Source organism: Paenibacillus sp. FSL L8-0340 (assembly GCF_038593145.1).
Taxonomy (GTDB): domain Bacteria; phylum Bacillota; class Bacilli; order Paenibacillales; family Paenibacillaceae; genus Paenibacillus_AQ.
On record NZ_CP151967.1, the window covers coordinates 5974113 to 5987274 of the forward strand.

Annotated in this window: 13 protein-coding genes; all 13 read right to left on the reverse strand. The window is 50.2% G+C overall.

The genetic code is table 11. The annotated features are described in order from the left end of the window. Positions 1 to 5: 5 nt before the first annotated feature. Positions 6 to 665: a septum site-determining protein MinC gene (gene minC / locus NST07_RS27425; protein ID WP_341095733.1), complete on the reverse strand. Its 660-nt coding sequence runs from the start codon at positions 663 to 665 to the stop codon at positions 6 to 8. A 79-nt stretch (positions 666 to 744) separates the two neighbouring features. Then, positions 745 to 1275 (reverse strand): rod shape-determining protein MreD, encoded by a 531-nt coding sequence (mreD, locus tag NST07_RS27430; protein ID WP_341095735.1) that lies wholly within the window; start codon positions 1273 to 1275, stop codon positions 745 to 747. After that, positions 1275 to 2153 carry a rod shape-determining protein MreC gene (mreC, locus tag NST07_RS27435; protein WP_341095736.1) on the reverse strand — a complete coding sequence of 293 codons (879 nt, stop codon included), beginning with the start codon at positions 2151 to 2153 and terminating at the stop codon, positions 1275 to 1277. The genes mreD and mreC overlap by 1 nt, the downstream gene beginning before the upstream one ends. Before the next feature lie 60 nt (positions 2154 to 2213). Beyond that, positions 2214 to 3248 carry a rod shape-determining protein gene (locus tag NST07_RS27440; protein ID WP_038595693.1) on the reverse strand — a complete coding sequence of 345 codons (1035 nt, stop codon included), beginning with the start codon at positions 3246 to 3248 and terminating at the stop codon, positions 2214 to 2216. A 40-nt stretch (positions 3249 to 3288) separates the two neighbouring features. Further along, positions 3289 to 3978 (reverse strand): DNA repair protein RadC, encoded by a 690-nt coding sequence (radC, locus tag NST07_RS27445; protein ID WP_038595695.1) that lies wholly within the window; start codon positions 3976 to 3978, stop codon positions 3289 to 3291. 20 nt (positions 3979 to 3998) lie between these two features. After that, positions 3999 to 4607, reverse strand: coding sequence for a Maf family protein (locus tag NST07_RS27450; protein WP_341095738.1), 609 nt, complete (start codon positions 4605 to 4607; stop codon positions 3999 to 4001). 33 nt (positions 4608 to 4640) lie between these two features. After that, entirely contained in the window at positions 4641 to 4886 is a 246-nt protein-coding gene (locus NST07_RS27455) for a DUF4321 domain-containing protein (RefSeq protein ID WP_038595700.1), read from the reverse strand. A gap of 225 nt (positions 4887 to 5111) precedes the next feature. Then, the gene (locus NST07_RS27460) at positions 5112 to 6383 is read right to left on the reverse strand and encodes an SPOR domain-containing protein (protein ID WP_341095740.1); all 1272 of its coding nucleotides are present in this window, start codon (positions 6381 to 6383) and stop codon (positions 5112 to 5114) included. A gap of 79 nt (positions 6384 to 6462) precedes the next feature. Beyond that, positions 6463 to 7644 (reverse strand): glycosyltransferase, encoded by a 1182-nt coding sequence (locus NST07_RS27465; RefSeq protein WP_341379615.1) that lies wholly within the window; start codon positions 7642 to 7644, stop codon positions 6463 to 6465. 174 nt (positions 7645 to 7818) lie between these two features. Continuing rightward, positions 7819 to 9000: a glycosyltransferase family 4 protein gene (locus NST07_RS27470; protein WP_342480542.1), complete on the reverse strand. Its 1182-nt coding sequence runs from the start codon at positions 8998 to 9000 to the stop codon at positions 7819 to 7821. Positions 9001 to 9179: 179 nt separating this feature from the next. Continuing rightward, positions 9180 to 10364 carry a GGDEF domain-containing protein gene (locus tag NST07_RS27475; protein ID WP_341095745.1) on the reverse strand — a complete coding sequence of 395 codons (1185 nt, stop codon included), beginning with the start codon at positions 10362 to 10364 and terminating at the stop codon, positions 9180 to 9182. A 58-nt stretch (positions 10365 to 10422) separates the two neighbouring features. Further along, a complete protein-coding gene (locus NST07_RS27480; protein ID WP_341095746.1) occupies positions 10423 to 11580 on the reverse strand; it encodes a GGDEF domain-containing protein in 1158 nt (385 codons plus the stop codon). Positions 11581 to 11772: 192 nt separating this feature from the next. After that, on the reverse strand, positions 11773 to 13158 hold the full coding sequence (gene murC, locus NST07_RS27485; protein WP_341097767.1) for a UDP-N-acetylmuramate--L-alanine ligase: 1386 nt from the start codon (positions 13156 to 13158) through the stop codon (positions 11773 to 11775). Positions 13159 to 13162: the final 4 nt, after the last annotated feature.

The following is a 13162-nucleotide window of genomic DNA, read 5'->3' on the forward strand; positions in this document are numbered from 1 at the left end:
GGAGGCTACACCCCTTTAAACACATTTAAACCCTGACGTAATCTGACTATATTATGAATTTTGTCGATTTGCATCGCACCGCTTGATAAATAAGCAAATTCCATGGTGCTCTCCCGGGTCCCCCATTCATCCGGAGGCCGGCTGATCACGTCGGCGATCCTCAGCTGTGTCGGAGACAGCAGAGAAGCAGCAATAATCGCTTCCTGATTGCCGTCTACTCCAGCATGAGCCATGCCTCTGAGCGCACCGAGGATATAAATATCACCCGAGCATGTAATGGTTCCTCCCGGGTTCACATCGCCCAACAACAGCAGATTACCTTGATGATGCAGCACCTGGCCGGAACGAACCATGCCGCTCATCAGAAACAATGCGTCTGTATCCTCAATGCCCGGCGCTTCGAACGCTTCAATGGAACGAATCAGCAAATTGCCCTGACTTTTGAGAATCTCCAGCACAGCTGATTTGTCATCCTCCGTCACAATTCGGCTGCCCAGCTTAATATCTACATGCACAATCGGTCCAGTCAGAATATTTTGATGGCTGTGCTCCAGCTTATAGCGAAGCTCGCTTAAGAGATCTTCAAAGGGACACTTGTCGTCTAGCAGGAATACCAGGCCGTCCTTGATGCCCTTAATCCTCACATGCTTGGATTTTACTGTCATATGCCTGTCCCCCTATCCTGAATCATTCGTGCCGGGCCGGGCAAATTCCTTCTTTCAGCCGAAAGAAATGCAGGCCGTTTCACACCGTTTCCTCCTTACGGGTCTCCTTCTTCAGCAGCTCGAGTTGACGCCGCAGCGGAATGTAGAGGATCAGGGCCATAGCAAAATGAAACAGCATGGTAGGCAGCATATGATGCAGGAGCGCCCAATTATAAGGCTCCTGGTTCAAATTAAACACGCTGTAAATAGCGAACAGCACGCTGTCCTGAAGCAGACTGCCAAGCAGGACAACAGTCATCATCATCGGCAGCGGTGCGCGTGGAATCTGAAAAATCAGACCAATTAAATAGGCGGACAGCCCCATGGCAAAGGAATGAGCACCGAGAATTCTGCCGTAATAAATGACATCATGCAGCATGCCAAAAGACAATCCTAATATAAGTGCAGTATGACGGTGATGGTATACCGTGACGAACAGGATCACAATAAATACAAGATTCGGAATAATCCGCAGCTGCCAGGCGTCCGGAAGCAGCCAGGGCAGAATGGCGCCTTCCAGGATAAACAGGAGAAACAATAACAGAATAAGAACCGACCTGCGCATCTTCACTATTCGGCACGCTCCTCCTGAGATACAACAATCAGCTGTTTCCAGTCCTGAAATTCGGCACTGGGCTTGATGATTGCAGTCGAAGTTAATCCGAATTGTCCTTCCTCAACGCTCATTACGGTTCCTATCGTCAACCCTTGCGGATATAATCTCCCGATGCCGGAGGTAACGATGGTATCCTTCTCCGCGATAGGGTCACCCTGCGGAATCTTGTTCATCTTGAGCATTCCGGTTTCCTGATCATAGCTTTCAATCATGCCGAAGGTCTTACCCTCTTTACCGATGGCCGTGGCCGCTATAGGCGGCTGGGAATTCGGATCATTCACATCCATCATAGTCATCAGCTTCACGGTAGAAGTGAAATTGCTCACCTTACTGATGACACCTACGAGCCCATCTACGGAAATTACAGACATATTCGGCTTCATACCATCACTGGAGCCAAGGTCGATCACAAGCGTGCTGTTGCTGGGTTCCGTGGTCAGGCTGAGAACCTGGGCAGTATTATAGTTATATTTATATAATTCCTTCTGCGCGTTAGTGAAATGAAGGTCCTTCTGCAGACTCTCATTACGTGCCTTAACAAAATTGTAATTCGCTTTATCTATCGTATATTGGGCAGCTAGAATCTTCAGGCGTTTATTTTCCTCGGCCAGTTCACTCAACTCCCGGATATCTTGGAACAAGCCCGCTACATATCCAGCGGGCTTGTAGAACAGATTCTGCACGAAACCGGTCGTATCACGGAGGAAATTCTCAGGCCAGGACAAGGATTTTCTTGTCCCCAGGCTGAACCCCATCACCACGATAAACATGACTAATGTAATCAGCAATATGAATAGACGTTTATTGTTAAACAGCTTAAACATTTTCAACACCCTCTAACAACCGTATTTCTCCCACAACAGGGGTTGACATGCAACAAACCAAGTCGGATTCTAACGCTTAGAGCGCAGGCTCGATCCGCTGCGGCTCTTGAAGAGATGGATATTCTCAAGCGCTTTGCCTGTTCCGATAGCTACGCAGTCCAGCGGGTTATCGGCGACAATCACCGGCATTCCGGTCTCACGTGCCAGCAGCTTGTCCAAATTGCGCAGCAGCGCACCTCCGCCTGTAAGAACAATACCGCGATCCATAATATCAGCAGCAAGCTCCGGCGGACATTTCTCCAGGGTCACTTTAACCGCTTCGACAATCGCATTGACCGTATCCGACAAAGCTTCGCAAATTTCATCGGAAGTAATCGTCAGTGTCTTCGGCAGTCCGGTCACCAGATCGCGGCCACGGATTTCCATCGTTTCGGCTTTCTCCAGCGGCAGGGCAGAACCCACGTCCATCTTGAGCTGCTCCGAGGTGCGCTCACCGATCATCAGGTTGTACTGGCGTTTGATGTACTGGATGATTGACTCATCGGCCTCATCACCGGCTACACGAACTGAACGGCTGGTCACGATACCGCCAAGAGAGATGACAGCCACTTCGGTAGTACCGCCGCCGATATCAACAACCATACTGCCTGTCGGCTCCCATACCGGAAGATCCGCACCAATAGCAGCGGCAAACGGCTCTTCGATAATATAAGCCTCACGGGCTCCCGCCTGCTTGGTAGCATCTTCAACGGCACGCTGCTCAACTGCAGTTATTCCGGACGGAACGCAGACCATTACATTCGGGTGACGCTGGAACATCGAACGCTGCTTCTGGGCCTGACGGATAAAATATTTGATCATGGTTGCCGTCGTTTCGAAATCGGCAATAACTCCGTCCTTCATCGGACGAATAGCACGAATATTGCCCGGTGTGCGGCCAATCATTTTTTTGGCGGATTCGCCTACAGCTTCAATTGTCTTGGTATCGGTATTAATGGCCACCACGGAAGGTTCTCTTACAACAATCCCCTTGCCGCGTACGTAGACGAGCGTATTTGCTGTCCCCAGGTCAATCCCTAAATCTTTCGTAAAACCACCTAACATGCTTGTATTCTCCTTTTCCCAGTGAATCTGGACAATTATATTACATGTACCCTTTTTCTTTCAAACTTACAAATCTGCTGTCTCCGATAATCAGGTGATCCAGTACGTCAATTCCGACAATCTCGCCTGCCTGAAGAAGTCTGGAGGTCAGGGAGATATCCTCCGGACTTGGCGTAGGATCGCCGCTCGGATGATTATGTGCGCATATAATGGCTGCGCTGCTGCATTTCATGGCTGCCCGAAACACCTCACGGGGATGCACAATAGAGGCGTTGAGACTGCCCATGGACAATGTCTCCTGCGCTATAACGTGATTCTTCGTATTCAAAAAGAGACAGACAAAATGCTCCTTCTGCAAATAACGCAGCTGCTCGGTCAGAATCTCCGCCGCGTCCTGCGGACTGCGGATGGTAACCGGCTCGGTAAGCCTGGAGTTCGCCATCCGTCTTCCCAGCTCTATGCCAGCTTTCAGTTGCACGGCCTTGGCAGGGCCGATGCCTTTAATATTCGTCAGTTCGTCAATGCTCAGGTCCGCCAGTCCGCGGAGACCACCAGCCCGTCCCAGCAATTGCTGGGCGATATGAATAGCTGATTCCCGGCGTGTGCCTGTACGCAGCAGTATAGCCAGAAGCTCCGCTTGACTTAATGATTCCGCCCCATAATGCATCATGCGCTCTCGTGGTCGTTCTTCATGGGGGAGGTCCCGCAGCATAAATGTTTGCGACTCCATCCCGATCCCTCTTTCCTCCGCTATCCTTGCCGGCCCAGCACCGAAATGCCAACCCGGGACAGCATACGCTCAAGCAGCGACAACGGCAGTCCAACCACATTAAAGTAACAGCCTTCAATCTTCTCCACCAGGGTGGCACCAAGTCCTTGTATCGCATAGGAACCAGCCTTATCGGCAGGTTCTCCAGTCGCTATGTAGGCGGAGATTTCCTCTTCGCTTAATGCTCTCATAGTTACTGAGGTTACCCGGTGCTCTACCAGAATCTTGCCCTCTGGCAGCCCGATGCAGGCTACTCCGGTGTACACCTGGTGGGTCTTGCCTTGAAGCAGTCCCAGCATAACCCTGCTGTCCTGCTCGTCCACAGGTTTACCAAGCACCTTATCATCCAGCACAACAATCGTGTCGCTGCCGACGATAACGGCATTACGCTTGCCGGCAGCCGGGACCACAGCCTCCGCTTTACGCAAAGCCAGACTGCGCACAATCATCTCCGGTGTGAATTCCGGCGGTGTACTCTCGTCCGCATCACTGGAAATCACCTCGAAAGGCAAACCCAGCAAAGACAGCAATTCCCGGCGGCGCGGCGAACCCGAAGCAAGAATAATGAGGCGTGAATTGTCAGATTCCACGTATAAACGCCCCTTCCCAATCAGCAGTGACCATTACAGCCTCCGGTACAGCCATACGGCAGTAATCATTCCGGCCAGACTGAGCAAGCACAATTTCAAATGAATAGTGATGTCATAGGTTATGATGTCCAAATCGGCTTGCGGGGACCACTTGAGTACCGTCGAGGTTGTAAGAAAAGACAAAGTTTTTACAGGCTCCAGCAGCTTCGCGATCCACGCTCCGGCCAGCCAGCCCAGAATGAGAAATAACAGCAGTGTTCCTACATTTTTCTTCTTCATCTAAGTCTTCCCTCGCCATTTTTTGACACCTTAATTATTATACGGTGAAACTGAGTTCAATACAAACGCAAAATCCGGTACGGAAATGATTACCATACACGCAGTCACGAGGCAGCTGTGTAGTGGAGCTAACTGTGGTTGCGGCTCATTTAACCTTACCTGAGTATAACCCTGCAAGCAACACATAAAATCCCCCAAGCCGGATGGGGGATTTTGTATTTACGCTTACACCAAAGTTGACATCAGGCCCTTCTGACCGGTCAGGAAGCTCAACATGGCTTCCTGCACTTCCCAAAGCAGACCCGGTGCTTTGTTCTTCTCATATTCATTCAGGGCAGCCATTCCCCGGCTCATTGCTTTCTCAAGCCCGCCGCAAATGCTCTGCCCTTCAGGGGTCAGACCCGGCTTCAGCGCTTTGAGCGCCTCGGTCCACTCCATATGCAAATTGCTGACTGCCGATTTGTCCAACGTCTGGACTTCCCCGCCTAACAAGGATGCGGACAGGCTGCTCAACTCATTAAGCAGTTGTCCGCTGGCTGCGAAATAACCCTCCACAGCTTGTGGCGTTCCGGCAAAAGCAACCTGCTCTGCGGCCGGCAGCTCCACTCCTCTTACATAAAGCTCAATCCCCTGATTCTTCAGGCCGCTGCTCAGCAGCTTGGCCTGTTCGCGGTCAGGCGAGATCCCGGCGTACACCCGGTTGCCTTCTGAAGGATCCAGCCCTGCGGCAAGTCCGGCGGTAAGCAGTTCCTGCTGAGCCTGCGCAGCTCCATCAGGTGTGCTGAACACGCCATATTGCAGCAGATAATAGCTTTGCGCCGCTACCGCCACCTGAATGCGGGCTGCTTCACTGCCCGCTGGACCAGCATTCGGCAAACCGGTGTCTCCGGCTACCGGCTGGTTAGCTGTCCCGGCGTTCTGATTCTGCACGGCAGCAGCGCCCGGCTTGGTGTTCTCTCCAGCCTGCGGGCTCCCTCCGCTAATGAAAGACAATGCAGCGTATCCGAGCAGCAGTCCCGTACCAACGGCTCCTGCTATGGAAAGTGCAAACTTCCACCAGTAGGAGGGACGGCGGGTATGATAAGAGCCGCCATATCCGGCACTTGACAATGAAATGTCACCGAACCGCCCAGCACTGTCATTCCACTCCTCAACAGGATATTGCGGAGCTCTCTCCCACACATCGGGGTCAGGATATGGGGATAACAACGGTTGCTTGGACGGCTCAGCTTCCCATCTGGCTCCCTCCCACTCCTGACCGTGAGAATTATAAGGTTCCAGATCGTCATTCCCGATATCATCCGGCGGTTCTTCCCCGCCAACAGTAAAGCCGGTATCGTAGGGCTGTGTATGATGCAGGGGAACCGGAGTGCGGTGAAGCTCCTTGTTCTCATAGTCTCTTGCCGTCCCCAGTCCCGCACTGGAACGCCTTTCCACCGGTTCAATTTTGCCCTTGTCCTGATCGATATCAAACCGGAAAGTCATTCTTCCGTTCATCAAGCGTCACACCTCGCTATCGTCTAATCTATATGAGAATATATGATAGAGAAGAGAGGATTATGCTATTTTGATATGATTAGACCAAGCTGAGCACTTTAGCCCTAACATTGTCCGCTTCGTAATGCTTCTGCAGCGTCCGGTAGGCATGGTCCGCAATAATTGCACCCAGCTCCGGTGTCTGGAGCAGCTTCACCACATGGTCAGCTATCCCGCCGGTTGTGCCTGCCAGCAAAATATTCCGCCCCGGCTCACAGATCAATTCTTCCGAGCCCTTCAGGCTAGTAACTACCGGAGTCTTGAGCGCCCACGCCTCCAGTATCTTCGAATGCCCGCCGCAGCCTTCACGCAGTGTTGCAATAACAGCCCTCGCCCGGCGTATGTATTCCCCCTCCTGCCTAGGCTCTTCAATAATCACAACAGAGGGATCACTTTTGGCCAAAGCCAGGATTTCGGAATGTGTCTGACCACTGAAAATATAACATCTGCAGTCCGGTACTTTCGCCTTAATGAAAGGGTAAACCTTTCGATAGAATACCAATGCAGCATTTCTGCCCTGGTTCGTATGCATATTCCAGTGAAGGACAATGGAGTTGTCTTTAACGGACGGTTCAGCATCATAATAGTCATTTAAGTCGATAAAAGGAGGGACTACATGCACCTTGCCGGCATCTGCAAAGGATAAAGCCTTAAAGGACAGGGCATCCCACTCGGAGGCTGTCAGCAGCAGAGCGGTTTTATTCATTAATTTGCGTTCTTCCCGGCGGTACAATGCTGCATTCAATTGATGGTAACGTCTGCTTAAGCCCCTTTTGCCGGCAGCTTTTCCTTCCGAGTGTCTGCTCTCCAAACGATGGGCATCCGTAATAATCATTGCGCCGGGTAATAAGGAAGAGATCATATCAATGCAGTTTCCAAGCAAGGGATGCGTTATAAACACATGGCTGTATGTATGCAAACGGCTGAGCGCAGTGATCTCCGCACGCAAGTCTTTGTTGGCATCGGCCAAAATAGTGCTGCTGCGCAGCTTACTCAAGGAACCGAGCAATGAGCTTCGCTGCCCGGGCACCCGTGTTACCCTGTGGACTTTAAGCGCCGGTCCAGCCGTATAGGGGGCCTCCCAGTCGCAATGGCAATATTCCAACAAATCAATATCGAATCTCTCCAGCAGTATGCCCAGATAATTCTCCGTTCTTATTTCTCTCTCAAAATCTTCCGGATAATGATGATGTGCGGATAGGAACAGCATTTTCTCTCTCATGACTATAGCTCCTTGGTTCTATGAAAATGATTGTTCTTCTAATAAGATTCAGAAAAAAAAGCAGGAGAGGTAACCGTCCTGCCACTTTTTATGAAACTTTAGTTGTAGATCAATAGTACCGCATTTTCATTCAAAAGATTGTCGATTTATGGGAGAAAAGATTATTTATTTAATTTAGACCAAACTGAGCAGCTTTTCCCTGACACTTTCAGCCTCATAATTTGCCATCAGTGTCTCATGCGCCCGGTCTGCGAGTACCAGGCCCTGTTCATGATCCAGAAGAAGTTTCACCACACTGTCTGCAAAAGTTACGGGATCATCAGCAATCAAAATATTCCGGGAATGCTCGTACAACAGGCCTTCAGCTCCCTTTGTGCTAGACACAACAGGTGTCTTCAGCGCCCATGCCTCAAGAATCTTCAGGCGTGTTCCGCTGCCTTCCTGCAAGGGGGCGATGACTACCTGGGCCTTCCGGACATAATCCGCCACGCTGTCCACATAGCCGGTAATCACAATGGAAGGATCTTTTTCACCCAAAGCAGCCACATCAGGATGTACATCCCGCCCTACGATATACCATTTGATTTCGGGTACCCGGGCTTTCACAAGCGGATAAATATCACGGAAAAAATAGGTCGCTGCATTCACATTTGGGAAATAGTTCATATTACCCGGAAGAATAATCCATTTTTCCTTAGGGGTATTAATAGTTGTGCGGTAATCGCTGATACGGATGAAATTAGGGATAACATGCACTTTATTTGCATTCTTGACAGAGATCGACTTGAAAGCTAGACCATCCTGTTCCGAAGTAGTCAGCAGCAGGTTGGTTTTGTCCATCAGCTTCAGCTCATCCCGTTTTGTCCAATGCGCATTCAGTGAATAGAAAAGCTTAGCGAATCCGCTTTTCTTATGCGCCAGCTGGGCTGACAGGTTGCTCTCGAAATTATGGGCATCAGTGACAATGACAGCGTCCGGCAACTCGACCCGTACAATTTCAATGCAGCAGCCAAGCAAGCTGTGTGAAATAAACACATGGCTGTAGCGGTACTGATTACATAGTCTCTTAATTGCATCCTTCATGTCCACATCCACATGGCTCATATAAGAACAATTACGCCATGTATAAAGTGAACGCAGCATCGCCTTGCGGTAATTCATGGTTCGTTCCACTTCATGCACAGTAAGTGCGGGTATGGCCTCTTCTTTATCAACCTGCCTCTGATTCCTGAAGGTCAGGAGATCCACATCATATTTGGTTAGCAGAATATTTAGTATATTTCCCGTTCTGAGTTTGCCTCCACTATCTTGCGGAAACGGATTCTCTGCGGATATGAACAGTAATTTCTCCCTCATGTCTTTGTCTCCTAATCTCCATTTTTTTCTGTATGTTCTATAGCAATGTTATGTGTCTAGCATATATTACCCCAAAGTGTATCTTGTTTTTGTCGTTTTATGGATTTTCGAGAAAAAAAATTCAAATAAGCCCGGATTTCTTGAACGTCAAGAACCTCGCCCTCCCGTCAGGGCAGAGGCTAGGTGCTCGTTAGCCGGCTTCTGGAGACACAATTCCGGCCCTGCTGCTTCGCTTCGTACAAGGCATTATCACTCAGCTTGTACAGTGTATTCAGCGGAATCCTTTCTGCCGAGGTGACGGTAATTACCCCGATGCTTATGGTATAGGGCATCGGCAGCCCTTCGACAACCGTATCAAGTACGGAAAGGCGCAGCCGTTCGGCGATTTCATCACTTGCCGCCTCGTCTGTACGGTGCAGAAACACGGCGAATTCCTCGCCGCCGAACCTGCCAAACAGTTCACCGTTAGCAAGCTGCCCTTCAATTTTACTTGCAAAATCCCTCAGCACCTTGTCCCCGGTATCATGGCCATAGGTATCATTTATACTCTTGAAATGATCCACGTCCAGCAGCAGGAACGAGAAAGGGGTAGCTTCCTTGGCTGCAGTATCAAGCAGGGGGCCGGCACGTTGCACAAACGCTCTGCGGTTAAGAATGCCGGTCAGTTCATCATAAGTCGATACCCGCTCCAGCTCTGCATAGATCCGCTCCCGGGAAAGCAGCATAAAACCTGCTGTCCACAGGAACATCAACAGATAGACGGCAATATAAAAAAACGCTTGCAATAACCCCGAAGCCGCCGTGTCCGTTGCCCCGGTTTCTAAGAACGGATCAACCGCCCGTCCCAGCAACGACAACATCACGAGGCTGTAGAGCAGGCCCATAATTTTTTGCAGCGGAGTCTCTTTCAGCTTCACGCAGAGGATATACACCGGATAAGCCATAAGACCCGCAACGGACAGGGATGTCCAGACGATGACGATAGGCTGAACCCTTAGGGGAAACAGCATTTCTATCACCAGCAGTCCAGCCCCGGAGCAGCCTGCAAGCGTATAGTAACTTCTCTTCACCCGGTCTGTGCTTACTCCGAGCAGCCTCAGCAGGGCTAACATCTCTGCGGTTGCTCCCGCCAGGCAGCCCAGCGCAAGGATCAGCCGAAGAAACTTAAAGGGAGTAGAATCCTCCATCAGCAGCAAAATCAGGATCACAAGCTGGAGCAGCTTTGCAACTATAAATAATCTGGAGGTTCCATCCCTCGGGTAACGTGAATGGTAGGCCAATACCAGCAGCACCGTAAAAAGATTGGCGAAAAAAAGGCAAACGAGCAATGTCTTAAGATCAAAATGGACAGCTATAAATTTCACCTTCCTGCAACTATAACCATAGGCATATGTATTCTCAATTCAACCTGAGCATCTGCGCTTACCGTGCGATCACTACACAATTTCGGCCTTGCTGCTTCGCCTGGTATAATGCCCGGTCTGAGAGCTTATACAACATATTGAAGAATGTCCGGGGAGTGGGGAGAACGGTAATCACACCGATGCTGACTGTATACCCGCAAGGCATGTTCAACTTTGGGGCATCCATCACAGCGGTGCGCAGCTGTTCCGCTTTGCGGCCGCTGTCCTCTTCGTTCAGCCCATAGAGCAGAACGGCAAACTCTTCGCCGCCCACTCTGCCGAACAGATCGTCATTTCCAAGGCTGCTCTCAATCGTAAATGCAAAATCCTGCAAGACCTTATCCCCTATATCATGACCATAGGTGTCATTGACTTCCTTGAAGTGATCCAGATCCAGCAGTAGAAGGGAGTAATACTCCTGTTTTCTGACCGCAAGAGTCAGCTTCACTTCCGCCTCCAGAAGAAAAGCCCGGCGGCTCAAAATCCCGGTTAACGTGTCGTAGGTGGCCATTTTCTTCAGCTTTTTATAAGAATGCTCATTGGAGAGGAGAGTAAAGGCTGCGGTACCACTAATCAGCAAAAAGAACATTCCCAGATAATATAGATATTGCGCGGTATTCGCAGACAAGGCGCCCATGCCGGGTTCCAGAAACAGGGCCGCGAACGCCCGTCCCAGCATTGACAGGCCAAACCCATAAAATACGAATCCCAGCATACTCTGAAGCGGTGTTCTCTCCTTGTTAGAGGTCAGAAGATACGCCGGCAATATCACAAAAAACATCGACCACAGCGATGTAGACGCGACCCGCAAATTGGGACTGTTAAAAAAAAGCGCGATTATGCAAAAGCTGATTATACTTCCCGCGATCAGCACTAAATAGTACAGCTTCACCCTCCGCCCGAACATGCCCATCATCACCAGCAGCGCTGCAATCTCCATGAAGCCTCCGGCAAGAATTAGCCCATTGCTCAGTGGAATTCCAATAAAGCGCGGGAGAATATCCCACAGCAGGATGGAACTCCAATACAGGACCTGCACCCACTTCGCAGCAATAAATACGCATGAAGCAATGTCCTTCGGGAAGTGGAAGCGGTAAAAGGTGACGAGCAAGGCAATAAATAAATTCCCAAAGATAAACAAGTATAACAGCGTTGTAATATCAAGCTGGAAGTTCATGAATACACCACCATATACACGGAAATCAGTACTCTGTTGTCACAAAACTATAGCATTCCAAGACTCCGCCTGCAAGATCACTAGCAGACTTAGGACTATATAGCAAAAAGCGTATTTTGTCCGGCATAACGGACAAAATACGCTTTGGCTTCATGAGAATCAGTTCTGCATTAACGGCTCACAGAAGTCATCCTATTCTTGTTTTTCAAGTTCACGCAAGTCATCAGCCAGTGCATACCCAACCTTCCAGATATCTCCTGCGCCCATCGTGATCACCAGATCACCTGGAGCGATACGGCCCCGCAGGTCAGCCAGCACGGCTTCTTTGGTAGCCAGATGCCTCGCACCGGCGTTGCTGTTCTGTATAATCAGCTCCACCAGCTTTGCGGAAGTGACACCTTCAATCTGCTTCTCTCCGGCCGGCGAATAGATATCCGTAATGATCACTTCATCAGCTTCGCTGAAGGCACGGCTGAACGCATCCAGCAGAAAGAAGGTACGGGTGTAGCGCTGCGGCTGGAACACGGCAATAATCCGTTTGCCGGTCGCTTTGGCTGCGCTGATCGTTGCCTGGATCTCCGTTGGATGATGAGCGTAATCGTCTATTACAAGAATATCATTGATTTCGCCAAGCACCTGAAACCGGCGCTTCGCTCCATGGAATTTCACGATAGCTGCAGCGATTTCTTCAAATGCAATCCCTGACTTCAGACAAGCAATGACCGCAGCCATTGAATTGTACAGATTGTACTGTCCGGGAATGGAGAGCTCAATTCGCCCCAGCACTTGACCGCCGCTGTTCATTGTATACGCCACCTGCCGGTCGCCAAGCACGATGTCAGTGGCTATATAATCAGCGTTCTGATGAATACCGTAGGTAATCACCGAGCCCTTAACTTCAGGTAAAAGGGCGCTGATAGTCTCATCATCCACGCACACAATCGCAGTGCCGTCTTCGCGCAGCTGGTTCATAAACTGCACATAAGCGGCCTTCAGGCGGCCGAAGTCACCGCCGTAATTCTCCAGATGATCCGCTTCAATATTCGTTACGATCCCCAGCCAAGGATGATACTGCAGGAACGAGCCGTCGCTTTCATCCGCTTCGGCCACAACAAACTCCCCTTGTCCAGCCTTTGCATTCGTACCGACATTCATAATCTCTCCACCGATAATATAGGTCGGGTCCACTCCGCAATCTTCCATGATCAGCGCGATCATCGAAGAGGTGGTAGTTTTGCCGTGCGCGCCGGCGACAGCTACCCCTTTGCGTTCATTCAGCAGCCGGGCCAGCATTTGCGAGCGGTGCAGAACCGGGATTTTGAGACGTTCCGCCTCTACCCATTCCACATTATCACTTGCGAGTGCCGTAGAATAAACAACCAGATCTGCACCCTTAACCTGTTCCGCAGTATGTCCAATATAAACTTTGGCACCTTTGGCAATCAATTTCTCGGTTAATTCCTGAGCTGCCACATCGGAGCCCGTAACCGTATATCCCATTTCCAGCATCACCCGGGCAATCGCGCTCATTCCGTAGCCGCCGATCCCTATAAAATGCACACGTTCAGTAGTATCCAACAGT